The sequence below is a fragment of the Streptomyces sp. NPDC004435 genome (assembly GCF_042873895.1).
Classification (GTDB): Bacteria; Actinomycetota; Actinomycetes; order Streptomycetales; family Streptomycetaceae; genus Streptomyces.
The window spans coordinates 1-25,116 of the sequence record NZ_JBIAMB010000039.1; the positions used below are offsets into that span (position 1 = coordinate 1).

The 25,116-nt window shown below is 72.0% G+C and carries 16 protein-coding genes and 1 pseudogene; 10 read left to right on the forward strand and 7 right to left on the reverse strand.

The annotated features are described in order from the left end of the window. Nucleotides 1-349 precede the first annotated feature (349 nt). Complete coding sequence (locus ACFYT9_RS39045) at nt 350-1,531, reverse strand: glycerophosphoryl diester phosphodiesterase membrane domain-containing protein (RefSeq protein WP_389171856.1); 1,182 nt, start codon at nt 1,529-1,531, stop codon at nt 350-352. 356 nt (nt 1,532-1,887) lie between these two features. Between ACFYT9_RS39045 and mtrA the strand changes: the two genes are divergently transcribed. The 6 genes and pseudogenes from mtrA to ACFYT9_RS39075 all read left to right on the forward strand — a co-directional run. After that, nucleotides 1,888-2,565 carry a two-component system response regulator MtrA gene (gene mtrA / locus ACFYT9_RS39050; RefSeq protein ID WP_376597436.1) on the forward strand — a complete coding sequence of 226 codons (678 nt, stop codon included), beginning with the start codon at nt 1,888-1,890 and terminating at the stop codon, nt 2,563-2,565. A 1-nt stretch (nt 2,566) separates the two neighbouring features. Further along, nucleotides 2,567-4,573, forward strand: a complete 2,007-nt coding sequence (mtrB, locus tag ACFYT9_RS39055; RefSeq protein ID WP_389171860.1) for an MtrAB system histidine kinase MtrB — start codon at nt 2,567-2,569, stop codon at nt 4,571-4,573. Then, nucleotides 4,563-6,434 carry an LpqB family beta-propeller domain-containing protein gene (locus ACFYT9_RS39060; RefSeq protein ID WP_387279579.1) on the forward strand — a complete coding sequence of 624 codons (1,872 nt, stop codon included), beginning with the start codon at nt 4,563-4,565 and terminating at the stop codon, nt 6,432-6,434. The genes mtrB and ACFYT9_RS39060 overlap by 11 nt, the downstream gene beginning before the upstream one ends. 233 nt (nt 6,435-6,667) lie before the next feature. Further along, nucleotides 6,668-7,513: a ComF family protein gene (locus ACFYT9_RS39065; protein WP_389171863.1), complete on the forward strand. Its 846-nt coding sequence runs from the start codon at nt 6,668-6,670 to the stop codon at nt 7,511-7,513. A 293-nt stretch (nt 7,514-7,806) separates the two neighbouring features. After that, a complete protein-coding gene (hpf, locus tag ACFYT9_RS39070) occupies nt 7,807-8,493 on the forward strand; it encodes a ribosome hibernation-promoting factor, HPF/YfiA family (RefSeq protein ID WP_376597442.1) in 687 nt (228 codons plus the stop codon). A 337-nt stretch (nt 8,494-8,830) separates the two neighbouring features. Then, a pseudogene (locus tag ACFYT9_RS39075) lies at nt 8,831-9,496 on the forward strand (response regulator); the annotation flags it as partial. 108 nt (nt 9,497-9,604) lie between these two features. Here ACFYT9_RS39075 and ACFYT9_RS39080 read toward each other — a convergent pair. Together ACFYT9_RS39080 and ACFYT9_RS39085 are read right to left on the reverse strand one after the other, a co-directional pair. Further along, nucleotides 9,605-10,816 (reverse strand): winged helix-turn-helix domain-containing protein, encoded by a 1,212-nt coding sequence (locus ACFYT9_RS39080; protein ID WP_387279583.1) that lies wholly within the window; start codon nt 10,814-10,816, stop codon nt 9,605-9,607. Nucleotides 10,817-10,825: 9 nt separating this feature from the next. Further along, on the reverse strand, nt 10,826-11,467 hold the full coding sequence (locus tag ACFYT9_RS39085; protein ID WP_389171868.1) for a GNAT family N-acetyltransferase: 642 nt from the start codon (nt 11,465-11,467) through the stop codon (nt 10,826-10,828). Between the two features lie 240 nt (nt 11,468-11,707). Between ACFYT9_RS39085 and secA the strand changes: the two genes are divergently transcribed. Beyond that, a complete protein-coding gene (gene secA / locus ACFYT9_RS39090; RefSeq protein WP_389171871.1) occupies nt 11,708-14,512 on the forward strand; it encodes a preprotein translocase subunit SecA in 2,805 nt (934 codons plus the stop codon). 87 nt (nt 14,513-14,599) lie between these two features. Here the strand turns inward: secA and ACFYT9_RS39095 are convergent, their stop codons facing one another. Continuing rightward, entirely contained in the window at nt 14,600-15,382 is a 783-nt protein-coding gene (locus ACFYT9_RS39095; RefSeq protein ID WP_389171874.1) for an Rv3235 family protein, read from the reverse strand. A 217-nt stretch (nt 15,383-15,599) separates the two neighbouring features. On the opposite strand from ACFYT9_RS39095, the gene ACFYT9_RS39100 reads away from it, so the two are divergent. Further along, the gene (locus tag ACFYT9_RS39100) at nt 15,600-16,106 is read left to right on the forward strand and encodes a DUF6912 family protein (protein ID WP_376597450.1); all 507 of its coding nucleotides are present in this window, start codon (nt 15,600-15,602) and stop codon (nt 16,104-16,106) included. A gap of 24 nt (nt 16,107-16,130) precedes the next feature. Further along, entirely contained in the window at nt 16,131-16,793 is a 663-nt protein-coding gene (locus tag ACFYT9_RS39105; protein WP_389171877.1) for an HAD family hydrolase, read from the forward strand. Nucleotides 16,794-16,864: 71 nt separating this feature from the next. On the opposite strand, the gene ACFYT9_RS39110 is transcribed toward ACFYT9_RS39105, so the two are convergent. Then, nucleotides 16,865-17,419: a DJ-1/PfpI family protein gene (locus ACFYT9_RS39110; RefSeq protein ID WP_376597453.1), complete on the reverse strand. Its 555-nt coding sequence runs from the start codon at nt 17,417-17,419 to the stop codon at nt 16,865-16,867. A gap of 420 nt (nt 17,420-17,839) precedes the next feature. On the opposite strand from ACFYT9_RS39110, the gene ACFYT9_RS39115 reads away from it, so the two are divergent. Beyond that, nucleotides 17,840-22,801, forward strand: coding sequence for an NAD-glutamate dehydrogenase (locus tag ACFYT9_RS39115; protein WP_389171881.1), 4,962 nt, complete (start codon nt 17,840-17,842; stop codon nt 22,799-22,801). Between the two features lie 71 nt (nt 22,802-22,872). On the opposite strand, the gene ACFYT9_RS39120 is transcribed toward ACFYT9_RS39115, so the two are convergent. After that, nucleotides 22,873-24,216, reverse strand: a complete 1,344-nt coding sequence (locus ACFYT9_RS39120; protein WP_389171884.1) for a glycosyltransferase 87 family protein — start codon at nt 24,214-24,216, stop codon at nt 22,873-22,875. 153 nt (nt 24,217-24,369) lie between these two features. Then, complete coding sequence (locus ACFYT9_RS39125; protein WP_389171898.1) at nt 24,370-25,086, reverse strand: ABC transporter ATP-binding protein; 717 nt, start codon at nt 25,084-25,086, stop codon at nt 24,370-24,372. Between the last annotated feature and the right edge of the window lie 30 nt (nt 25,087-25,116).

Consider the following 25,116-nt stretch of genomic DNA (forward strand, 5'->3'; position numbering starts at 1 on the left):
ACTGCAGGGGGGACCCTGTGGGAGAGTAGGACGCCGCCGAACAATCATTGTGGGAAAGCCCCGCACCTTCTGGTGCGGGGCTTTTCTGCGTTCACAGGACATTTGCCGGAGCAGTGCCGGCTCGCTCGCCATGTCCGGTGCCCTCAATGCCCTTGAGGCCGAAGGCCCTAGGGCCTTCGAGGCGCCGGTAAGGGGTCCTGGGCCGCCTCTGTCGGGGTTGCCGTAGTCCCCTGCCGGGGAGTGAGTCGTACTGCCGTGGAGGGGGCCTTGTGGGCTTTCCCGGGACGAGAATAGCTCCCGTCCTCGGTGCCTTGGGGCGGAGGACGGGAGCTTTTCGGGGCGGGGTGGATCAGTGCTGGGAGGGGGACTCGGCGGCCTTCGTGAGTTCCACGTCCAGGGCCTCGCGGCGGATGCGCTGGTCCACGTAGAGGAGGACGGAGACGCCGGCGGCGATCGGGTACGTGAGAGAGCTGCTGATGATTCCGCCGACGGCCATCACGATCAGATAGGTCCAGGTGAGCTCGAAGGCGGAGCCCGTGCCGACGCCGTCGACGGCGAACGCGATCGCCGTGAACGGGATCGCCAGGACCCAGGTGAAGACGGTGATCAGGAGCTGGGCCAGCAGCGTGACACCGAAGATCCGCCACCAGGAGCCGGTGACCAGCTTCGCGGAGCGCTTCAGCGCCGGGACGATGCCCTGCCGCTCCAGCATCAGGGCCGGGGAGGCCAGACTGAAGCGGATCAGCATCCAGACGACCACGAGGAAGGCCGCCGCACCGCCGAAGAAGGCCAGCGTCGCGCCGCCCGCACCGCCGAGCAGCAGCCCGGGAAGCATGGCCACGAACGCGAGCAGCCCCGCGGCCAGCGGCAGCGCCAGCGACAGCAGCAGGAGCTGCGGCAGACGGGGGCTCGCCTCGCGCCACGCCTCGGAGAGCGTCACCGGGCGGCCCAGGATGGCCCGGCTCACCACCACCGTCAGCAGGGCGCTGACGAAGACAGCGGCCGCCACCGACACCAGCATGGTCGGCGCCAGCTCGTTGAAGGACGCCCGCAGGTACGCGGAGGCCGCCTCCAGCTGCTCAGCCGGGGTCGCGTCCGCGTGCAGCTTCGGCGCGTCCGTGGACAGATAGCGCTGGACGAACATCAGGGCGACCTGGGTGACGACGGCCACGGGCACCGTCACCGCCAGAACCGTCCGCCAGTAGCGGCGCAGCGTCGCGACCGAGGCGTCGAGGATCTCGCCCACACCCAGCGGGCGGAGCGGGATCACACCCGGCTTCGGGGCCGCCGCGGCGCCATGGCCGCCACCGCCCCCCTGCGGGGGCTTCGCCCAGGCGCGGCCGGGAGCCGGCGGGCGGGTGCGGCCGGCCGTCGGCGGGGACCACCGGCCGGCGGGCGGCTGGTCCTTCGACCACTGGGACGCGGAGTCGTGCGGCTCCGTCGGGGAGGACTGCCCGGGGATCGCGGGGGCGTCGTCCTGGCCGTCGGAAGGGGCGGATCCGGGCTTGTTCCGGCCCGGAGTGTCGTTCACGGTCGTCCACCTCGGCGGATTGGGTCGCGGTGCCGGTCGGCGAACCGGCTCGGTCACGGCGGCCGTCCACGGTCGGGCGGCGGGCCGGCTGCCATCGTGTCATGAGGGCCCCCGGCATGGGCCGGAGCGGAACCCCTTCTCGTACGGGGATACGAAGGTTGTTCCGGAACGTGGGCGTTCGGCTTCCGGCGAGGTACGGTTCTGGGCGACCGCGGGGGCACGGGGGTGACAGTCGTTACTGGCGGCGGAGCGCGCGTACACGGGGAGTCAGGGCGCCCGTCCGAGGCGTTGTCGCAGGTCAGTGAGGTATCTCACCAGCCGCCTTGAGACTGATACGGAAATGGGATGATGTCGATATGAAGGGACGCGTTCTCGTCGTCGACGACGACACCGCACTGGCCGAGATGCTCGGGATCGTGCTCAAGGGTGAAGGGTTCGAGCCGTCGTTCGTCGCGGACGGCGACCGGGCTCTCGCCGCATTCCGGGAAGCCAAGCCGGACCTGGTACTGCTGGACCTCATGCTGCCCGGACGGGACGGCATCGAGGTGTGCCGGCTCATCAGGGCCGAGTCAGGCGTACCCATCGTGATGCTGACGGCCAAGAGCGACACCGTCGACGTCGTCGTGGGCCTGGAATCCGGGGCCGACGACTACATCGTCAAGCCGTTCAAGCCGAAGGAGCTCGTCGCCCGCATCAGGGCACGGCTGCGGCGCTCCGAGGAGCCCGCACCGGAGCAGCTCACCATCGGTGACCTCGTCATCGACGTGGCCGGACACTCCGTGAAGCGCGACGGGCAGTCGATCGCCCTCACGCCGCTGGAGTTCGACCTGCTGGTGGCGCTCGCGCGCAAGCCTTGGCAGGTGTTCACCCGCGAGGTGCTCCTGGAGCAGGTGTGGGGCTACCGGCACGCCGCCGACACCCGGCTGGTGAACGTGCACGTCCAGCGCCTGCGCTCCAAGGTCGAGAAGGACCCGGAGCGTCCGGAGATCGTGGTGACCGTCCGGGGCGTCGGCTACAAGGCGGGACCGAGCTGATATGAGCAAGGGCAGTACTGCCCCGGAGTCCCCGGACCCCGGGGGCCGTACGGGGCGGGCTGCCGGACCGGGACGGGGGGGCTCGCGTTCCGGCCGCCTGATACGCGGTGGACGAATGCTTCAGGACGGTACGCCGGGCGGCCGGGTCTTCCGGATCGTCGCCCGGCTCGTCCGCAGGCCGCTGCTGCCCGCCGTACGGCTGTGGCGACGGAACATCCAGCTGCGGGTCGTCGCGGGCACCCTCCTGATGTCCCTCGGCGTGGTGCTGCTGCTGGGCCTCGTCGTCATCGGCCAGGTCCGCAACGGACTGCTGGAGACCAAGGAGAACTCCGCCCAGATCCAGGCCGCCGGCGGGTTCTCCGCCGCGCAGGACCGGGCGGCCACCACACCGTCCGTACCCGGCCAGGACGGCGTCCGGGCCGGATCCTCCGTGAACTGGCGCTCCACCCTTGTGGAGCAGCTCGCCAGCGGTGGCCAGAACGCGTTCAACGTGGTGGCGCTGTCGCTGGACTCCGACGACACCGCGAGCCGCGGCGCCCGCGCCTCCGGCGAGGTCGATCCCGCGCGGTCCGTCCCCGTCGCCCTGCGGCTCTCCGTCGGTCAGGGCAGCGGGCCCTTCCAGAAGTTCGGGCGGATCCACTACACCAGCGACAAGCCGTCCGAGCCGGGGCTCCTGATCGGCAAGCGGCTCAACGACGCCGAGGGCAAGCAGTACGAGCTGTACTACCTCTTCCCGCTGACCCAGGAGGAGGACTCCCTCGACCTGGTCAAGACGACCCTGGCGACCGCCGGACTCTTCGTGGTGGTGCTCCTCGGCGCGATCGCCTGGTTCGTGGTGCGGCAGGTCGTCACCCCCGTACGGATGGCGGCCGGGATCGCCGAGCGGCTCTCCGCCGGCCGGCTCCAGGAGCGGATGAAGGTCACCGGCGAGGACGACATCGCGCGCCTCGGCGAAGCCTTCAACAAGATGGCCTCGAACCTCCAGCAGAAGATCCAGCAGCTGGAGGAGCTGTCGCGGATGCAGCGGCGCTTCGTCTCGGACGTCTCCCACGAGCTGCGGACACCGCTGACGACCGTCCGGATGGCGGCCGACGTCATCCACGAGGCCCGCGTCGACTTCGACCCCGTCACCGCGCGCTCCGCGGAACTCCTCGGCGACCAGCTCGACCGGTTCGAATCGCTCCTCTCCGACCTCCTGGAAATCAGCCGCTTCGACGCCGGCGCCGCCGCCCTGGAGGCCGAGCCGATCGACCTGCGACAGGTGGTGCGCCGGGTCATCGGCGGCGCCGAGCCGCTCGCCGAACGGAAGGGCACCCGGATCGTCGTCGTCGGGGACGAGCAGCCCGTCGTGGCCGAGGCGGACGCCCGCCGCGTCGAGCGGGTACTGCGCAACCTCGTGGTCAACGCCGTCGAGCACGGCGAGGGCCGGGACGTCGTGGTGAAGCTCGCCGCCGCCGGCGGGGCCGTCGCCGTCGCCGTACGCGACTACGGCGTCGGCCTGAAGCCCGGCGAGGCCACGCGGGTCTTCAACCGGTTCTGGCGGGCCGACCCGGCACGCGCGCGTACCACCGGCGGAACGGGCCTCGGCCTGTCCATCGCCGTCGAGGACGCACGGCTCCACGGCGGCTGGCTCCAGGCATGGGGCGAGCCCGGCGGCGGCTCGCAGTTCCGGCTGACGCTGCCGCGCACGGCCGACGAGCCGCTGCGGGGCTCCCCGATACCGCTGGAGCCCGAGGACTCCCGGCGCAACCGGGAACAGGCCGCCGCCGTGCGGGCGCAGGACACCGGCCGGAGCGCCTCGGTGCCGGTCCAGCCGGCCGGGGAGCGGGCCCCGCTCCCACCCGTACCGCCGCGGATCCCCGGGCCGCCCAGGGCGGCCGTCGACCCGGCGGCGCTGCCCGGCAGCGGGGCCCGGGTGGTGGCACGGACAGTCGCGGACACGGAGCACGGCACCGGCAGGAGCACGGCGGGGAACGCGGAGCGGGAGGACGGCACAGGTGAGCGCTGACGCGCGACTGCGGGCGGGGCGGGGACGGACCGGACGGACGCTGGCGCTCGCCGCCTGCGGCGCACTCCTGGCGACGGGCTGCGCCACCATGCCCGACAGCGGCGAGGTCCAGGCGGTACGCGGAGCCAACCGCGGGGACTCGCAGGTGCGGGTCTACGCCGTCGCCCCCAAGGAGGAGGCGAACCCGGACGAGATCGTCGACGGCTTCCTCGAAGCCATGACCAGCGACGACCCCGGCTTCGCGACCGCCCGGAAGTACCTGACCAGGACCGCCGCGAAGAACTGGAAGCCGGAACAGAGCATCACGGTGCTCGCCACCGCGCCCGACCGCGAGCCGGCCGACCGCCACGAGGACCCGGAGAACCAGGGCCGCGCCTACCCGATCTCCGGCCGGACGATCGCGACCGTCGACTCCCGGCACGCCTACCAGGCGGTCAGCTCGGTGGAGTACGCCCAGGCCATCCACGTCGTGCAGGAACCCGTCGCCAACAGCAAGGACAAGGAGTGGCGGATCGACACCCTGCCGCCCGGCCTGGTCCTCGGCGAGGCCGACTTCCTGCGCAACTACCGGTCGGTCGACAAGTACTACTTCGCCTCCGGAGAGAACTGGCTGGTCGCCGACCCCGTCTACATCCGGCAGCGGCAGGACCCGGTCACCCGCATGGACCCGGTGGCCCAGACCGTGAAGGCGCTCCTCGCCGGACCGTCGAACTGGCTGCGGCCGGCGGTCGACGCGCCCTTCCCGTCCGGTACGGAGCTGCGCGCGGGCGTCACCACGCTGACCACGGACGACCAGTCCACGCTCAAGGTGCCGCTCAATGTGAAGGCCGACCGGTTCGGCGGCGAGATGTGCCGGCGGCTTGCGGCCCAGCTGCTCGTCACCCTCGGCGACCTGCCCTCCGTGAGCGTCGACCAGGTCGAGCTCCAGGACGTCGACAACAACGGCGTCTGCCGGCTGGGCAAGGCGCAGGCGGCCGAGTTCGAGGCCGTCAGGGACATCGGACAGGCCGAGACCCCGTACTTCATCGACGAGAACGACCGCATGACGACGCTCCAGGCCGGCGGCAAGGACACCGTCCAGACGGTCGAGGTGCCCGGGCCGCTGGGCAAGGGCGACGTACCGCTGGGCTCGATCGCCGTGGCCCGCGGAGGGACCCTGGCGGCCGGCGTCTCCAAGGACGGCGCCGCGCTTCACGTCTCCTCGATCACCACCGAGCAGGAGCAGCTGCCGGCGGTGTTCAGGAGCGCGGCGGCCCCGGCCGCGGCGCCGAAGGACCGGCTCTCCCAGCCCAGCTGGGACGGGCAGGGCGACCTGTGGGTCGCCGACCGGGCCAAGGGCCACCAGAGGCTGGTGGTCGTGCCCGACGGCAACGGCAAGTGGATCGAGGTCCACACGCCGTGGCTGACGGAGAACACCCGGATCGAGTCGCTGCGCGTCTCGGCCGACGGGGTGCGGATCGCGCTCCTGATCACCCGGGACGGGCGGACCACCCTCCAGATCGGCCGGATCGAACGGCAGGACGGCGCCGACCACGAGGTCGTGTCGGTGGAAGACCTCCAGCCGGCCGCGCCCCGCATGGAGTCCGTCTCGTCCGTCTCCTGGGCCGGGCCGTCCCGGCTCGTCGTGATCGGCCGCGAGGCCGGCGGCGTCCAGCAGATCCGCTACCTCCAGACCGACGGCTCCACCTCCGCGAGCTCGGTGCTGCCGGGCCTGAACGGGGTCAACGGAGTCGCCGCCTCGCGCAACGAGGCCGATCCGCTGATCGCCTCCTCCGGCAACGACGGCATCGTGCGGCTGATGCCCGGGGCCAACTGGCAGCCGGTGGTGAAGTCCGGGACCGGGCCGGTCTACCCGGGGTAGGGGGAACGGGGTTCCTGCGGGGTGTCCGTGGGGTCCCCTGCGGGTTCCCTTGCGGGTTCCTCTGCGGGTTCCCCTGCGGGGTTCTTCCGGAGGCTGCCAGGGCGGGGTGACCGGGTTGCGACCGCGGGCTACGGGGGTCGCTCCGGTGGGTTCTCGCCGCCTCGCGCCGGGTTGTCCACAGGGCGTTGTCCACAGGGGTGGCGGGGGTCGCCGGGCGCCGCCAGAGTGGACCCATGCGGGGCTGGTGGCGTGAGATCTCCGGGCTGGTGCTGCCCGTCGCGTGCGAGGGATGCGGGGCGCCTCGCACGGCGCTGTGCGCGCGGTGCGCGGGGGTGCTGGCGGGGGAGGCCGGGAGTGAGGACGGCGGGTGTGGGGACGGGGGAGGGGGAGGGGTGGGGGCCCCTCCCCGGGTTCGGCCTGCGCCGGAGCCGGTCGGGTTGCCCGTGGTGCATGCCGCTCTGCCGTACGAGGGGGTTGTGCGGACTCTGCTGATCGCGCACAAGGAGCGTGGGGCGCTGGGGTTGGCAGGGGCGCTCGGAGGGGCGCTCGCGCGGGCCGTGGAGGCCGCTGTGAGCGGCTCCGGGGGTGGTCCGCTGCTCCTGGTGCCGGTGCCGTCCTCGCGGCGCTCGGTGCGGGCTCGGGGGCATGATCCGACGCGCCGGGTGGCGCTGGGCGCGGCGGCTCGGCTGCGGCGGACGGGGCTCCCGGCGCGGGTGGTGCCGGTGCTGCGGCAGCGACGGGCCGTGGCGGACCAGGCGGGGCTCGGCGCGCGCGGGCGGTGGGTGAACCTGGCCGGGGCGCTGGAGGTGGTGCCGGGCGGCGGGCGGCTGCTGGCGACCGGTCGAGTGGTCCTCGTGGACGACCTGATGACCACCGGTGCGACGCTCGCGGAGGCGGCGCGCGCCCTCGGAGTCGTACACCCGCCGTTCACGGCCGGGGCGGCGGAAAGATCCCCGAGTGATTCCGCGCAGCACGAATTCGAACAGCGGGTGGCGGCTGTGATCGCATCATCTCCCGCTTCGTTCGAAATAAACCGGAACTCGCCCAGAACTTGGATCGTTGCAGGTGGTGAGAGGTGAAAGCCTCCGAATGGAGGTAAGTCTCGGCAGCGGGTGCCGACACCCGTCCGAAGGGGCTATGTTCGGTTGTGAGGGCGGATGAAAGTCCGATCCTTCGACGCATACATGGTTGCGCTCAGGACAGGAGTTAAAGGCGAATTAACCTCTCGTCGATGGGGTGGCGATCTTGTCGGCTGGGGAGGAGGAGGTCGAAGTCGCCAAGTCCGTGCTCCGGTGATACCGCCGGGGCTGGTGCAAAGGGAGATGCCCGTCGGCCTAGGAGCCGAGCGGGCGATCCGGGAACGGAGTTCTGCGTGGACATCGTCGTCAAGGGCCGCAAGACCGAGGTGCCCGAGCGGTTCCGCAAGCACGTGGCCGAGAAGCTGAAGCTGGAGAAGATCCAGAAGCTCGACGGCAAGGTGATCAGCCTCGACGTCGAGGTGTCCAAGGAGCCCAACCCGCGGCAGGCCGACAGGTCCGACCGAGTGGAGATCACCCTCCACTCCCGAGGCCCGGTCATCCGGGCGGAAGCGTCGGCCGGCGACCCGTACGCGGCCCTCGACCTGGCCAGCGACAAGCTGGAGGCCAGGCTTCGCAAGCAGCACGACAAGCGCTACACCCGCCGGGGCAACGGGCGGCTCTCCGCGGCGGAGGTCGCCGACGTCGTCCCCGGCGTCGCCCAGCTGAACGGGCAGGGCGAGCTCGTCGCCGACGAGACCGGCGGCGAGGTGCCCACCACGATGATGGGCTCGATCGAGGTCCAGGGCGAAGGCCCGCTGGTGGTCCGCGAGAAGACGCACAAGGCCGCCGCGATGGGACTCGACCAGGCGCTGTACGAGATGGAACTGGTCGGCCACGACTTCTATCTCTTCGTCGACGCCGAGACCAAGCAGCCGAGCGTCGTCTATCGGCGCCACGCCTACGACTACGGCGTCATCCACTTGGAGAACGACCCGCTCGCCGAGAACAGCGGTGGTGCGGGCGGTGCGCTCGGCGGCTGACCCGTCGAACGACTGACCGGCCGGCCCGGCCGCCCGGTCCGCACCACCCGCCTCATGTGTCCCGTCCGGTGCCCCTGGAGCGCTCCTCGCGATCCCCAGGGGCACCCCTGTGCGCCCAGGGGGCCACCCCGGAACCGCCGGGGCATGAAATCATGACGTGCACGCCAACCGGTGCTTCCCGGGCAGTGGTTGGAGGACCGGAAACGAATTCAGGCCACGGCCTTCAGGGGGAGGAACGATGGCAGACAGCTTCGGCCCGGTGCTCAGCGGGCACGAGCGCGGTGCGCTTGCCCATGAGGGTGTCCCGGAAGGATCGGAATCGGCCAGCGAGGCGTCTCGCAAGGAGCCGATCCGGGTGCTGGTCGTGGACGACCACGCGCTTTTCCGGCGCGGACTGGAGATCGTCCTCGCCCACGAGGAGGACATCCAGGTCGTCGGCGAGGCGGGCGACGGCGCCGAGGCGGTCGACAAGGCGGCGGACCTGCTGCCCGACATCGTCCTGATGGACGTACGGATGCCCCGGCGCGGCGGTATCGAGGCGTGCACCTCCATCAAGGAGGTCGCCCCCAGCGCGAAGATCATCATGCTGACGATCAGCGACGAGGAGGCGGACCTCTACGACGCGATCAAGGCGGGGGCCACCGGCTACCTCCTCAAGGAGATCTCCACCGACGAGGTCGCCACCGCGATCCGCGCCGTCGCGGACGGGCAGTCGCAGATCAGCCCGTCGATGGCGTCGAAGCTCCTCACCGAGTTCAAGTCGATGATCCAGCGCACCGACGAGCGCCGGCTCGTCCCCGCGCCCCGGCTGACCGACCGCGAGCTGGAGGTCCTCAAGCTCGTCGCGACCGGCATGAACAACCGGGACATCGCCAAGGAGCTCTTCATCTCCGAGAACACGGTGAAGAACCACGTGCGGAACATCCTGGAGAAGCTCCAGCTCCACTCCCGCATGGAGGCCGTGGTGTACGCGATGCGGGAGAAGATCCTGGAGATCCGCTGAGGCTCGGGCTTGCCAGGGTTGCCGGGCCTGTCGGGCCTGGCTGCCGGGGGTCAGGGGTCCGGGGTCCGGGGGTCGCCCCCCCCCGGGGATTCCCGTAGATGACGGGCGCTACGCGTCCAGCGCCTTCGTGAGCAGCGGGGCCAGCTCCGGGGGGTCCACGCGCTCCGCGCGGACCGCGTCGCAGCCGACCCAGTCCGCGGCCTCGCGGAGGGCCCGGGCGACCGCGGGGACCGCCTTCGGGCCGTCCAGGGAGACCTGCTTGGCCACCAGGGTGCGGCCCTCGCGGGCCGGGTCCACGCGGCCGACCAGACGGCCGCCGGCCAGCACCGGCATGGCGAAGTAGCCGTGCACGCGCTTCGGCTTCGGCACGTACGCCTCGAGGCGGTGGGTGAAGCCGAAGATCCGCTCGGTGCGCGCACGCTCCCAGATCAGCGAGTCGAAGGGGGAGAGCAGCGTCGTGCGGTGCCTGCCGCGCGGCTCGGTGGCCAGTGCCGCCGGATCCGCCCAGGCCGGCTTCCCCCAGCCCTCCACCGTCACCGGCACGAGGCCCGAGTCCGCCACCACCGCGTCGAACTGCTCCGCCTTGAGCCGGTGGTAGTCGGCGATGTCCGTGCGCGTGCCCACGCCCAGCGCCTCGCCCGCCTGCCGGACGAGGCGCCGGACGCACTCGGTGTCGTCGAGGTCGTCGTGGCGCAGCTCCTCCGGGATCGCCCGCTCCGCCAGGTCGTACACCCGCTTCCAGCCGCGCCGCTCGGTGACGACGACCTCGCCGAACATCAGTGCCCGTTCGACCGCGATCTTGGTGTCGGACCAGTCCCACCACTCGCCCTTGTTCTTGGCGCCGCCGAGCTCGGTCGCCGTGCGGGGGCCCTCGGCGCGCAGCTGGTCGATCACCTTGGCGTAGGAGCCGTCGGCGAGGTCGTGGTGCCAGTGCGGGCGGTCGCGGTAGGCGCGGCGGCGGAAGGCGAAGAGCGGCCACTCCTCGACGGGGAGGATGCAGGCGGCGTGCGACCAGTACTCGAAGGCGTGCCCCTCCGACCAGTACGCCTCCTCCACCGCGGGGCGGCCGACGGCGCCGAGGCGGGCGTACGGGATGAGTTCGTGCGAGCGGGCCAGGACCGAGATGGTGTCCAGCTGGACCTGCCCGAGGTGGCGGAGCACCCCGCGGACTCCGGCCCTGCGGTCGGGCGCGCCGAGGAAGCCCTGGGCGCGCAGGGCGATCCGGCGGGCCTCGGCGGCGGACAGCTCGGCGACGGGCTGGGGTGCGGGCGTCGGGGCGGTCTTCGGAGCGGTCTGCGGGGTGGTCGGCACGGTCGTCATGCGGAAACCCTAGGCCCCCGGACCGACAGTGCCGGAGCCCTCGCGGGGGCCCGCGGGCCGGGGGTCGGCGGTGGGCGGGGCCTCGCGCGGCGGGAGGTACGGGACGGGGCCGGGGAGGCCGAAGTCGGAGGGGAGCAGGGAGCCGATCCAGCCGTCCCGGAGCGTGCCCTTGTGGAGCAGGCCGGCGCGCTGGACGCCCTCCAGGGTGAAGCCGACGCGCTCGGCGACGGCGCGGGAGGCGGTGTTGCCGACCTCGGCGCGCCAGGTCAGCCGAACGCAGCCGAGGCCGGTGAAGGCCCAGTGGGCGGCGGTTCTGACCGCTTCCGCCATGTAGCCCTCGCCGCGGTGTGCGGGGGCGAGCCAGAAGCCGACCTCCCAGACGCCTTCGCCGCGGGAGTGCAGGCCGGTGGCGGCGATCAGGGGGCCGCCGTCGAGCGGCTCGACGGCGAAGGTGTAGTCGGTGTCCTCGCGCCAGCCGTCCGGGACCAGCCGGTTGAGGAAGAAGGCGGCGGCCTCGCGCGTGTACGGGTCCGGGACGGTCGTCCAGCGGCGGATGGCGGGGTCCTGGCAGTGGGCGTGCACGACGTCCTCGTCCTCGGGGACGAAGCTGCGGAGCCGGAGGCGTTCGCTGGTGAGCGTGATGGGATCCATGCCCGGATTGTGGGGACGGCCGCCCGGCGGAAGCGAACACTTTTCGGAAGGCGCGGCACCTTCCGCCCACCTCGTGCGTTCTCTTTGCGGGCGTACGTGCGGCGGCCACCGTGCGGGCCTCCCTCCGTGCGGGTGGTCTCGCTTACGATGGCCGTTGCGGTGGGGACCACCTGCCGTGCCCGCGCTCGTGTCCGTGACAAGACCCAGTGCCAGGCCCGACCGGCAAGGAGACCAGCCTCAGTGTCCGTCTTCAACAAGCTCATGCGTGCAGGCGAAGGCAAGATCCTGCGCAAACTGCACCGCATCGCGGACCAGGTCAACTCCATCGAAGAGGACTTCGTCAACCTCTCCGACGCCGACCTGCGGGCCCTCACGGAGGAGTACAAGCAGCGGTACGCCGACGGCGAGAGCCTCGACGACCTGCTGCCCGAGGCCTTCGCCACGGTCCGCGAGGCCGCCAAGCGCGTCCTCGGCCAGCGCCACTACGACGTCCAGATCATGGGCGGTGCCGCGCTCCACCTCGGCTACGTCGCCGAGATGAAGACCGGTGAGGGCAAGACCCTCGTCGGCACGCTCCCGGCGTACCTCAACGCGCTGTCCGGCAAGGGCGTGCACCTGATCACGGTGAACGACTACCTGGCCGAGCGCGACTCCGAGATGATGGGCCGCGTCCACAAGTTCCTGGGCCTGGAGGTCGGCTGCATCCTGGCCAACATGACCCCGGCGCAGCGCCGTGAGCAGTACGCCTGCGACATCACGTACGGCACGAACAACGAGTTCGGCTTCGACTACCTGCGCGACAACATGGCGTGGTCGAAGGACGAGCTGGTCCAGCGCGGCCACAACTACGCGTGTGTCGACGAGGTCGACTCGATCCTCGTCGACGAGGCCCGTACGCCGCTGATCATCTCCGGCCCCGCCGACCAGGCGACCAAGTGGTACGGCGACTTCGCGAAGCTGGTCACCCGCCTCACCAGGGGTGAGCCCGGCAACCAGCTGAAGGGCATCGAGGAGACCGGCGACTACGAGGTCGACGAGAAGAAGCGCACGGTCGGCATCCACGAGGCCGGTGTCGCCAAGGTCGAGGACTGGCTCGGCATCGACAACCTCTACGAGTCGGTGAACACGCCGCTCGTCGGCTACCTGAACAACGCCATCAAGGCGAAGGAACTGTTCAAGAAGGACAAGGACTACGTCGTCATCGACGGCGAGGTCATGATCGTCGACGAGCACACCGGCCGTATCCTCGCCGGCCGCCGCTACAACGAGGGCATGCACCAGGCCATCGAGGCCAAGGAGGGCGTGCAGATCAAGGACGAGAACCAGACGCTCGCCACGATCACCCTCCAGAACTTCTTCCGCCTCTACGACAAGCTCTCCGGCATGACCGGTACGGCGATGACCGAGGCGGCGGAGTTCCACCAGATCTACAAGCTCGGCGTCGTCCCGATCCCGACGAACAAGCCGATGCAGCGCAAGGACCAGTCGGACCTGATCTACCGGACCGAGGTGGCGAAGTTCGCCGCGGTCGTCGACGACATCGTCGAGAAGCACGAGAAGGGCCAGCCGGTCCTCGTCGGCACCACGTCGGTCGAGAAGTCCGAGTACCTCTCGCAGCAGCTCTCCAAGCGCGGTGTGCCGCACGAGGTGCTGAACGCCAAGCACCACGAGCGCGAGGCCACGATCGTCGCCCAGGCGGGTCGCCGCGGCGCCGTCACGGTCGCCACCAACATGGCCGGCCGCGGTACCGACATCAAGCTCGGCGGCAACCCGGACGACCTCGCCGAGGCGGAGCTGCGCCAGGCGGGTCTGGACCCGGTCGAGCACGTCGAGGAGTGGGCCGCGGCCCTCCCCGCCGCCATGGAGCGCGCCGAGAAGGCCGTGAAGGCGGAGTTCGAGGAGGTCAAGGACCTCGGCGGGCTGTACGTGCTGGGCACGGAGCGCCACGAGTCGCGGCGTATCGACAACCAGCTGCGCGGTCGTTCGGGCCGTCAGGGCGACCCGGGCGAGTCCCGTTTCTACCTGTCGCTCGGCGACGACCTGATGCGTCTGTTCAAGGCGCAGATGGTCGAGCGCGTGATGGCGATGGCGAACGTGCCGGACGACGTGCCGATCGAGAACAAGATGGTCACCCGGGCGATCGCCTCCGCCCAGTCGCAGGTCGAGACCCAGAACTTCGAGACGCGCAAGAACGTCCTGAAGTACGACGAGGTCCTCAACCGGCAGCGTGAGGTCATCTACGGCGAGCGCCGCCGCGTCCTGGAGGGCGAGGACCTGCACGACCAGATCCGGCACTTCATGGACGACACCATCGACGACTACATCCGCCAGGAGACCGCCGAGGGCTTCGCGGAGGAGTGGGACCTGGACCGGCTGTGGAGCGCCTTCAAGCAGCTCTACCCGGTGAAGGTCACCGTCGACGAGCTGGAGGACACGGCGGGCGACCGCGCGGGCATCACCGCCGAGTTCATCGAGGAGTCCATCAAGGACGACATCCACGAGCAGTACGAGGCGCGGGAGACGCAGCTCGGCTCCGAGATCATGCGTGAGCTGGAGCGCCGGGTCGTCCTCTCGGTCCTCGACCGCAAGTGGCGCGAGCACCTCTACGAGATGGACTACCTCCAGGAGGGCATTGGCCTGCGCGCGATGGCGCAGAAGGACCCGCTGGTCGAGTACCAGCGCGAGGGCTTCGACATGTTCACCGCCATGATGGAGGGCATCAAGGAGGAGTCCGTCGGCTACCTGTTCAACCTGGAGGTCCAGGTCGAGCAGCAGGTCGAGGAGGTCCCGGTGCAGGCCGGCGCGCCGTCCCTGGACAAGGCCGAGGCCGCTCCGGCGGGCGGGCGCCCGGAGATCCGCGCGAAGGGCCTCGACGCGCCGCAGCGGCCGGACCGGCTGCACTTCTCGGCGCCGTCGGTGGACGGCGACGGCGGTGTCGTGGAGGGTGACTTCGCGTCGGAGGGTGACGACGCGGGTGACGGTATGACGCGGGCGGAGCGCCGCAAGGCGCAGAAGAACGCGGGCGGGCGTCGCCGCAAGAAGTGACGGCCTGATGCGCGTCGACTCCGGGGGAGTCGGCCCGGGGTGAGTCGGTGAAGGGCCCTGCCGGGGGTGTTCCGGCGGGGCCCTTCGTCATGGCTGGGCGGCGCCGCCGACGAGTCGGCCGAGACCGTCCAGCTCGACGGCGGCGCAGCGCCAGCGGTGGTCGGGGCCGCGTTCCAGGCGGAAGGCGAGGGCGCGGACGCGGTGGCCCGCGGCGAGCGAGGCGAAGACCTCCAGGACGGTGTCCCCGGAGTGCGGCTGGGCGGCGCACCGGCGGAGCACCGGGCGGGGCCCGGGGCCGCGGGCCGCCGTCCTGGGCGCGAGGCGGACCAGCTGCTCGTACGCCTCCCCGACGGTCAGGCCCAGCATCGAGTGCACCGGCCGGTCCCCGCTGAGCACCGCGAGCAGCCGCTCCGCGAAGGCGGTGTGCACGGGCAGCGTCCGCCGCGCCGCCCCCGCGGCCGTACCCGCGCCCGTTCGCGTGCATCCCGCCCGCCGGCCGGCGGTGCCCTGAGGGGGCACGAGGGGGCGCGGGCGGCCTCCGGGGGCGTCGGCGGGGCCTCCGGGCCTGCCGGGTCCGCCCTGGTGGCGCGGGGCGCACACGGCGGGCCGGCCGGCGGCCGCGGGGGCGGTGGGGCCCGGCGTCCCGGCCTGAGGGGCCTGGGCGGGGTCCGGGCGGGTGGCGGTGGCGGTGCCCGGGCGGGGGCGGGTGCCGGCGCTCGGCGGGGCGGGGTGGAGCGTGGGGGCGGTAGGGCCCGGCGCTCCGGTCCGAGGGGCCGGGGAGAGGGCCGGGTGGGTGGCGGTGGTCGGGTGGGTGCTTGTGCCCGGTGGCGTGGGGCGGGGGGCGGTCGGGTTCTCGGTCGCGTGGCGCATGGGGTCCCTTCGGAGAGTGACCGGGCGATACCGGTCGGTAACTTCTCGTGGGGATCTTGTACTGGGGGCGGTTCGGGCGCCGCAAGGGTGGTGGCGGCCGCGGCGGACACGGTGAGTGATTCACCTATCAGGGGGGTCCAGGGCCACGGGTGGACATCCCGGGGTGCGGGGGCCGGACGTATCCTGAGGGCGTTTCCGACTACGAAAGCGGCCAGCCATGCGCGTGTACGTTCCTCTGACCCTTCCCGGTCTCGCACAGGCGCACAAGGCGGGCGAGCTGGGGCCCGGCCCGCTGACCGCCTACGCCGTCACGCCCGCGCTGCGCGAGTGGTACGTCTCCGACGACATCGAGGAGCTGGAGTACGCGGCGCTCAGCCGCGCCGCCGCCGCCTCGCTGCGGCTCGTCGCGGGGGACCCGGAGGCGCCGCGCCGCCGGGTGGTCGTCGCCGTCGACGTCGCCGACAAGGACGCCGCCGCGGACCCGGACCGCGGACTCGACGCCGGCGCGATCGGCGAGGTGCGGATCGCCTCCGCCGTGGCGCTCGCCAAGGCCGCCGCCGTGCACGCCGACGCGGACGACGCCGAGGCGGACGTCACCGCCGCGGCCGCCGCACTGGGGGCCGCCGACCAGGGCGACGACGACGCGCGGTTCGTCGTGGACGGGGCGGAGGACCACGAGCTGCTCTGGTTCGGCGTCCAGGAGATCCCCTCCCTCCTCGGCTGAGGCGCGGACCTGTACCGTCGGTCCATGGGGAAGCACCACATGGGGAAGCATCTGGTCTGGGACTGGAACGGCACCCTGCTCGACGACATCGGCGCCGTCATCGGCGCCACCAACGCCGCCTTCGCGGAGCTCGGCCTCGAACCGCTCACCCTGGAGCGGTACCGCGAGCTGTACACGGTCCCGGTACCGAAGTTCTACGAGCGGCTGATGGGCCGACTGCCCACCGACGCCGAGTGGACCCTGATGGACGGCACCTTCCACCGGCACTACTGGGAGCGCGCCGAGGGCTGTGTCCTGACCGCGGGCGCCGCCGAGCTGCTGGCCGCCCGGCAGACCGCCGGGGCCACCCAGTCGCTGCTCTCGCTGGCCCCGCACGCCGAGCTGCTGCCGCTGGTGCGGCGGCACGGGATCGCGGAGCGCTTCGTCCGGGTCGACGGGCGCACCGACCGCTCCACCGACGGCAAGTCCGCGAACATGGTGCGCCACCTGGAGGCGCTGGCCGTCCCCGCCGAGCGGATCGTCGTCATCGGCGACGCGGCCGACGACGCCCTGGCCGCCGCGCACGTCGGCGCGAAGGCCGTGCTCTTCACCGGCGGATCGCACAGCCGGGCCTCGCTGGAGCGGGTCGGCGTGCCGGTGGTGGACTCCCTGGAGGAGGCCGTCTCCGTCGCGGAGGAGCTGGTGTAGGGACGCCGGAGGCGTACCGCCGTACGGGGCCGCAGGGGGCGCAGCCCGCCCCCGTACGGCCCCGCTCTCCGTCAGCCCTTCGCGCGCAGCACCTTCAGGAACTCGCGCATCCACGTCGGGTGGTCCGGCCACGCGCGCGAGGAGACCAGCAGCCCGTCGACGACCGCCGCCGAGTCCTGGAAGTCGGCGCCCGCCGACTGCATGTCCAGCTCAAGGGCCGGGTACGCGGTGACCCGGCGCCCCACCAGGCCGCCGACCGCCGCCGTCAGCAGCGGCCCGTGGCAGATCTGGGCCACCGGCTTGTCCGCGTCGAAGAACGACTTGAGGATCTTGCGGAGCTCCGGGTCGTTGCGCAGGTACTCCGGGGCCCGGCCGCCGGGGATCACCACCGCCACGTAGTCGCCCGGATCGACCTCGGAGAAGGCCAGGTCGGCGGGCCAGGTGTAGCCGGGCTTCTCCGTGTACGTGTCGTAGCCGGGCTCGAAGTCGTGGACCACGAACCGGAGCTGCTTGCGCGCCGGTGCGGCGATGTCGACTTCGTACCCTTCTTCGAGCAGACGCTGGTACGGGTACAACACCTCCAGCGATTCCGCCGCGTCCCCCGTCACGATCAAGATCTTCGCCATGGCTCTCCCGGTCTCAGGGATGGTCGGTCGTCGTCGTGCTCGCGTCCACGCTGCACCGTTCCGCGCGATCCGCCAAGAGTGCATGTGTCGCTGTCCAGAACGTCAAACTTCCACCCCCGCTTTTGTACACATACGGCTCATGACGGGGCAGGGGGCTTGAGCGATAGGCTTTTCCCGTGATCAGCGCGATACGCCGCGGGGGCAGTGCGGCCCCCGGCTGCCGCCCGGTCCGCTCACGCGGCCGGGCCGCCCGTGCGTTCGCCGATCCCCTCCGTCCGGAATCGCCGCTTCCCGTGGCCGGTTTCCATCCGGGCATCTCTCAGCCGGGCATAACGTCGACTTCGACCGGAAACACCGCGTCGAGGCGTTCTGCCCTACCCACCGACGTCACGCAACGGCGCGCGACAGGAGTCAGAGGACATGCAGACCAAGCTGGACGAAGCAAAGGCCGAGCTGCTCGAGAGGGCCGCCCGCGTAGCTGAGCACAGCCCGGTCGGGGGGCGACTTCCGACGGGCCCGGAGGGCGGCCGCCCGGACCGGGACACGGTGCTCGACTACCTCCAGCGCTACTACCTGCACACCGCCCCCGAGGACCTCGGCGACCGCGACCCGGACGACGTCTTCGGCGCCGCGCTCGCCCACTACCGGCTCGCGGAGAACCGCCCCCAGGGCACCGCGAACGTCCGCGTGCACACCCCGACGGTCGAGGAGAACGGCTGGACCAGCAGCCACTCCGTCGTCGAGGTCGTCACCGACGACATGCCGTTCCTCGTCGACTCCGTCACCAACGAGCTCTCCCGCCAGGGCCGCGGCATCCACGTCGTGATCCACCCGCAGGTCCTCGTCCGCCGTGACATCACCGGCAAGCTCATCGAGGTCCTGTCGACCCAGATCCACGGCGAGCTGCCGCACGACGCGCTCGCCGAGTCCTGGATCCACGTCGAGATCGACCGCGAGACCGACAAGGCCGACCTCAAGCAGATCACCGCCGACCTGCTCCGCGTCCTCTCCGACGTCCGCGAGACCGTCGAGGACTGGGAGAAGATGCGCGACGCCGCGCTGCGCATCGCCGACGGCCTCGCCGCCGAGCCCACCGCCTCCGACCTGCGGCCCACCGAGGTCGAGGAGGCCCAGGAGCTGCTGCGCTGGCTCGCCGACGACCACTTCACCTTCCTCGGCTACCGCGAGTACGAGCTCGTCGACGGCGACGCGCTCGCCGCCGTCCCCGGCACCGGCCTCGGCATCCTGCGCTCCGACCCGCACCACACCGACGGCGAGTCCGGCCACCACGCCCACCCGGTCTCCCCGTCCTTCAGCAGGCTCCCCGCCGACGCCCGCGCCAAGGCCCGCGAGCACAAGCTGCTCATCCTGACGAAGGCCAACAGCCGCGCGACCGTCCACCGCCCCTCGTACCTCGACTACGTCGGCGTGAAGAAGTTCGACGCCGACGGCAACGTCGTCGGCGAGCGCCGCTTCCTCGGCCTCTTCTCGTCCGCCGCGTACACCGAGTCCGTCCGCCGCGTCCCCGTCGTCAAGCGCAAGGTCCAGGAGGTGCTGGCCGGCGCCGGCTTCTCCCCGAACAGCCACGACGGCCGCGACCTGCTCCAGATCCTGGAGACCTACCCGCGCGACGAGCTGTTCCAGACCCCGGTCGACCAGCTCCGCTCCGTCGTCACCAGCGTCCTGTACCTCCAGGAGCGCCGCCGGCTGCGGCTCTACCTGCGCCAGGACGAGTACGGCCGCTACTACTCGGCCCTCGTCTACCTGCCGCGCGACCGCTACACCACCCGCGTCCGGCTGCGGATCATCGACATCCTCAAGGAGGAGCTGAACGGCGCCTCCGTCGACTTCACCGCCTGGAACACCGAGTCGATCCTCTCCCGTCTCCACTTCGTCATCCGCGTCGAGCCCGGCACCGAGCTCGCCGCCCTCACCGACGCCGACGTGGACCGCATCGAGGCCCGGCTCGTCGAGGCCGCCCGCTCCTGGGCCGACGGCTTCGGCGAGGCCCTCAACGCCGAGTTCGGCGAGGAGCGCGCCGCCGAGCTGCTCCGCCGCTACGGCCACGCCTTCTCCGAGGGCTACAAGGCGGACCACTCGCCGCGCGCCGCCGTCTCCGACCTCGTCCGCATGGAGGCCCTCGCCGCCAGCGGCAAGGACTTCGCGCTCTCCCTCTACGAGCCCGTCGCCGCCGGCCCCGGCGAGCGCCGCTTCAAGATCTACAAGACCGGCGAGCCGGTCTCCCTCTCCGCCGTCCTGCCCGTCCTCAACCGCCTCGGCGTCGAGGTCACCGACGAGCGCCCGTACGAGCTCCGCTGCGCCGACCGCACCCACGCCTGGATCTACGACTTCGGCCTGCGCATGCCGGCGTCCACCGGCAACGGCGGCGACTACGCCGGCGACGACGCCCGCGAGCGCTTCCAGGAGGCGTTCTCCGCCACCTGGACCGGCCAGGCCGAGAACGACAACTTCAACTCCCTCGTCCTCTCCGCCGGGCTCACCTGGCGCGAGGCGATGGTGCTGCGCGCCTACGCCAAGTACCTCCGCCAGGCCAGCTCGCCCTTCAGCCAGGACTACATGGAGGACACCCTCCGCAACAACGTCCACACCACGCGGCTGCTCGTCTCCCTCTTCGAGGCCCGGATGGCCCCGGAGCGCCAGCGCGCCGGCACCGAGCTGACCGACGGCATCCTGGAGGAGCTGGACGGCGCCCTCGACCAGGTCGCGAGCCTGGACGAGGACCGGATCCTGCGGTCCTTCCTCACCGTCATCAAGGCGACCCTGCGGACCAACTTCTTCCAGAAGGCCGTGGACGGACAGCCGCACGCGTACGTCTCCATGAAGTTCGACCCGCAGGCCATCCCCGACCTGCCGGCCCCGCGGCCCGCCTTCGAGATCTGGGTGTACTCGCCCCGCGTCGAGGGCGTCCACCTGCGCTTCGGCAAGGTCGCCCGAGGCGGTCTGCGCTGGTCCGACCGGCGCGAGGACTTCCGTACCGAGATCCTCGGCCTGGTCAAGGCGCAGATGGTGAAGAACACCGTCATCGTGCCCGTCGGCGCCAAGGGCGGCTTCGTCGCCAAGCAGCTCCCCGACCCCGCCCTGGACCGGGACGCCTGGCTGGCCGAGGGCATCGCCTCGTACAAGACCTTCATCTCGGCGCTGCTCGACATCACCGACAACCTGGTCGCCGGCGAGGTCGTGCCCCCCGTCGACGTGGTCCGCCACGACGAGGACGACACCTACCTCGTCGTCGCCGCCGACAAGGGCACCGCCACCTTCTCCGACATCGCCAACGGCGTCGCGGAGTCGTACGGCTTCTGGCTCGGCGACGCCTTCGCCTCCGGCGGCTCCGCCGGCTACGACCACAAGGGCATGGGCATCACCGCCCGGGGCGCCTGGGAGTCCGTGAAGCGGCACTTCCGCGAGCTCGGCCACGACACCCAGACCGAGGACTTCACCGTCGTCGGCGTCGGCGACATGTCCGGCGACGTCTTCGGCAACGGCATGCTGCTCTCCGAGCACATCCGCCTCGTCGCCGCCTTCGACCACCGCCACATCTTCATCGACCCGAACCCGGACGCGGCCGCCTCCTACGCCGAGCGCCGCCGCCTCTTCGACCTGCCCCGCTCCTCCTGGGCCGACTACGACACCTCGCTGCTGTCGGCGGGCGGCGGCATCCACCCCCGTACCGCCAAGTCGATCCCGGTCAACGCCCACATGCGGGCCGCGCTCGGCATCGAGGACGGCGTCACCAAGCTGACCCCGGCCGAACTGATGAAGTCGATCCTCCAGGCCCCCGTGGACCTGCTGTGGAACGGCGGCATCGGCACCTACGTGAAGTCCTCCGCCGAGGCCAACGCCGACGTCGGCGACAAGGCCAACGACGCCATCCGCGTCGACGGCCAGGACGTCCGCGCCAAGGTCGTCGGCGAGGGCGGCAACCTCGGCGCCACCCAGCTCGGCCGCATCGAGTTCGCCCGCACCGGCGGACCCGAGGGCGAGGGCGGCAAGATCAACACCGACGCCATCGACAACAGCGCCGGCGTCGACACCTCCGACCACGAGGTCAACATCAAGATCCTGCTCAACGGGCTCGTCGCCGAGGGCGACATGACCGTCAAGCAGCGCAACAAGATCCTCGCCGAGATGACCGACGAGGTCGGCCGGCTCGTCCTGCGCAACAACTACGCCCAGAACACGGCCCTCGCCAACGCCGTCGCCCAGTCGCCCTCCCTGCTCCACGCCCACCAGCGCTTCATGCGCCGCCTGGGCCGCGACGGGGCGCTCGACCGCTCCCTGGAGTTCCTGCCCAACGACCGGCAGATCCGCGAGCTGCTCAACACCGAGCGGGGCCTCAGCCAGCCCGAACTCGCCGTCCTCCTCGCGTACACCAAGATCACGGTGGCCGACGAGCTGATCGGCACCGAGCTGCCCGACGACCCCTACCTGGCCGGTCTGCTCCACGCCTACTTCCCGACGCTGCTGCGCGAGAAGTTCGGCGAGGCCGTCGACGGGCACGCGCTGCGCCGCGAGATCATCACCACCGTCCTGGTCAACGACACCGTCAACACCGGCGGCTCGACCTTCCTGCACCGCCTCCGCGAGGAGACCGGCGCCTCGCTGGAGGAGATCGTCCGCGCCCAGACCGCGGCCCGGAACATCTTCCGGCTCGGCGAGGTCTGGGACGCCGTCGAGGCCCTCGACAACCGGGTCCCGGCCGAGGTCCAGACCCGGATGCGGCTGCACTCCCGCCGGCTCGTCGAGCGCGGCACCCGCTGGCTGCTCAACAACCGGCCGCAGCCGCTCGCGATCGGCGAGACCATCGACTTCTTCGCGGAGCGGGTCGAGCAGGTCTGGGACCGGCTGCCGCAGCTGCTGCGCGGCTCGGACGCCGAGTGGTACCGGTCGATCCTCGACGAGCTGACCGGCTTCGGCGTCCCGGAGGAGCTGGCCCTGCGCGTCGCCGGCTTCTCGTCCGCCTTCCCGACGCTCGACATCGTCGCGATCGCGGACCGCACCGAGAAGGACCCGCTGGCCGTCGCCGAGGTCTACTACGACCTGGCCGACCGGCTCCGGATCACCGACCTGATGGACCGGATCATCGAGCTGCCGCGGGCCGACCGCTGGCAGTCCATGGCCCGCGCCTCCATCCGCGAGGACCTCTTCGCCGCGCACGCGGCGCTGACCTCGGACGTCCTGGTCGCCGGCAACGGCTCCTCGACGCCGGAGGAGCGCTTCAAGGCGTGGGAGGACAAGAACGCGGCGATCCTGGGCCGTGCCCACACGACCCTGGAGGAGATCCAGGGCTCGGACACCTTCGACCTGGCGAACCTGTCGGTGGCCATGCGGACGATGCGGACGCTGCTGCGCACGCACAGCTGACCGTCACCCCCGAAGAAGGGCCCCGCCGGAAGCCTCGCGCTTCCGGCGGGGCCCTTCGGCCGTGCTCGGGGTCATTCCCGTACGGGGGTGACCGTGGCCTTCCACAGGCGGTGGGCGGCGAGGGCGGCCGCGGCGAGGAGGAGGCCGTTGCGCAGGACCATCACCGTCAGGCCGGGCGGGGTGCCGAGGACGACCTCGGCGTAGAGGACCGGGTACGCGAGGGCGCTGAGCGCCGCGGCCGGGAGCAGGAGCAGCGCCACCGGGCGCATCACGGTCCGGCGCGAGGTCAGGCAGACGGCGGCGAGGCCGAGGAGCCAGATCATGTACTGGGGGCTGATCACCCGGCTCGTCACGGTGAACAGCAGCACGGCGGCGAGGGCCGCGTCGAACGGGGTGGCCTCGGACCAGCGGGTCGCGCGCAGCCGCCACAGCACCAGCCACAGGGCGGCGGCGACGGCGAGCAGCAGGAGGAGGTGCCCGAGGGTGGAGACGTACGGGCCCACGTACTCGTACGCCCCGAAGCGGATCTCCGTGGTCCCCGGCCAGAGTCCGGCGGCGCGGGCCAGGCCGAGCGCGGTGCCGCCCAGGGACTCGATCTGGATGCCCCGGGCGCCCTGACCGCGCAGGAAGCCGAGCGCGTCGGAGAAGCAGAGGGCGAGCACCACGAGGAGGGTGGCGGCCGTGGCGGCGGCGGCCGTCCACGCCTCCCTGGTCGTACGGCCCCGGGGCGTGCCGATCAGCGCGAGCGCGGGCCACACCTTGACCATCGCGCCGAGCCCGGCGAGCGCGCCGCCGAGACGGTGGCCCGCGGGGGAGCGGAGCTTGAACAGCAGCAGGGCGAGGACGGCGAGGGCGGTGGCCATCACGTCGTACCGGGCGAGCGGCAGGTGGAGGAGGAGCGGCAGGGCGCAGACCCAGTACCAGGCGCCGTGGGTGAGCCGGGAGCGGTCGGCGAGGGCGAGGCCGAGGGTGATGGCGGCGTCGGCGACCAGGGTCAGGACGACGAACGCCTGGGTGTAGTCGAGCCAGGGCGTCAGCAGTCCCGGCGCCATGATCACGAGCCCGGCGCCGGGCGGGTACTGCCAGGCGGGGTCGGAGGGCGGGAAGGTGCCCTCGGCGAACAGCCCGTACCAGTAGCGGTAGAGGAGCTGGACCTCGTGGCCGACCCCGCCGATGCCGAGGCTGTCGGCGGTGAGCAGCGCCAGCATGCCCACGCGCGTGAGCAGCCAGACGGCGGCGAGCGCGAGGACGGGGCCGTGCCCGACGGTGACGAAGGTGGCGGAGGTGAAGGTGTCCGAGTCGAAGGGGGAGCGGGTGAGGGAGGGAGGCGAGGGGGTGGAGGGGGAGGCGCCGGGGGTGGAGGAGGCGGGGCCGGAGGAGCGGGAGCGGGGGCTGGGGTGATCGGGCGTCGTCACGCTCCGACCTTAGGTCTGGGGAGGGTGATATGCGTGGTTTGTACGGCTGTGTGGCGCCGCCCGGTCGGGTCGGGGGGCGGGCGCGGGGTGCTGGGGTGCTGGGGTGCTGTCCGGTCAGGTCGGGGGTCGGGTGCGGCGCGGGGTGCCGTCCGGTCAGGTGGGGCGTGGGGTGCCGGTTCGGGTGTGCTCCTCGTACGCCGCCACCACCTCGTCCGCCGGTCCGTCCATCCGGAGCGTCCCCGCCTCCAGCCAGAGGGCGCGGTCGCAGGTGTCGCGGATCGTGGCGTGGGAGTGGGCGACGAGGAAGACCGTGCCCGCCGCGGCGCGCAGCTCGTCGATCCGGCGGCGGCTGCGGCGCTGGAAGCGGGCGTCTCCGGTGGCCAGGGCCTCGTCGATGAGGAGCACGTCGTGGCTCCGGGCGGTCGCGGAGATCGCGAAGCGGAGGCGGGCGGCCATGCCTGCGGAGTAGGTGCGCATGGGGCGGGAGAGCGGGTCGTCGAGGGGGTCGCCGGTGGAGAGTCCGGAGAAGTCGACGATCTCGTCGTAGCGGGACTCGATCTCCGGGCGGCGCATGCCCATGGCGAGCCCGCCCAGGATCACGTTCCGCTCGCCGGAGAGGTCGCCCATCAGGGCCGCGTCGACGCCGAGGAGGGCGGGGCGGCCGCGGGTGTGGATAGTGCCGCTCTCCACCGGCTGGAGGCCCGCGATCGCTTTCAGGAGGGTGGATTTCCCGGATCCGTTCGAACCGATCAGGCCAATCGCCTCGCCGCGCCGGGCGACGAAGCCGACGCCCCTCACGGCATGCACCCGGCGGCTGCCGCCGGGGCCGGTCGGGACGGTGTAGGAGACGTGGACGCGGTCGGCGATCACGGTGGGGGCCGGTGCCGACGCGTCGGAGCG

Bases quoted from the DNA above. Each gene is read 5' to 3' on its own strand.
- mtrA (WP_376597436.1), top strand. From the start codon at position 1,888: ATGAAGGGACGCGTTCTCGTCGTCGACGACGACACCGCACTGGCCGAG.
- mtrB (WP_389171860.1), top strand. From the start codon at position 2,567: ATGAGCAAGGGCAGTACTGCCCCGGAGTCCCCGGACCCCGGGGGCCGT.
- ACFYT9_RS39065 (WP_389171863.1), top strand. From the start codon at position 6,668: ATGCGGGGCTGGTGGCGTGAGATCTCCGGGCTGGTGCTGCCCGTCGCG.
- ACFYT9_RS39080 (WP_387279583.1), bottom strand. From the start codon at position 10,816: ATGACGACCGTGCCGACCACCCCGCAGACCGCTCCGAAGACCGCCCCG.
- ACFYT9_RS39085 (WP_389171868.1), bottom strand. From the start codon at position 11,467: ATGGATCCCATCACGCTCACCAGCGAACGCCTCCGGCTCCGCAGCTTC.
- ACFYT9_RS39095 (WP_389171874.1), bottom strand. From the start codon at position 15,382: ATGCGCCACGCGACCGAGAACCCGACCGCCCCCCGCCCCACGCCACCG.
- ACFYT9_RS39100 (WP_376597450.1), top strand. From the start codon at position 15,600: ATGCGCGTGTACGTTCCTCTGACCCTTCCCGGTCTCGCACAGGCGCAC.
- ACFYT9_RS39105 (WP_389171877.1), top strand. From the start codon at position 16,131: ATGGGGAAGCACCACATGGGGAAGCATCTGGTCTGGGACTGGAACGGC.
- ACFYT9_RS39110 (WP_376597453.1), bottom strand. From the start codon at position 17,419: ATGGCGAAGATCTTGATCGTGACGGGGGACGCGGCGGAATCGCTGGAG.
- ACFYT9_RS39115 (WP_389171881.1), top strand. From the start codon at position 17,840: ATGCAGACCAAGCTGGACGAAGCAAAGGCCGAGCTGCTCGAGAGGGCC.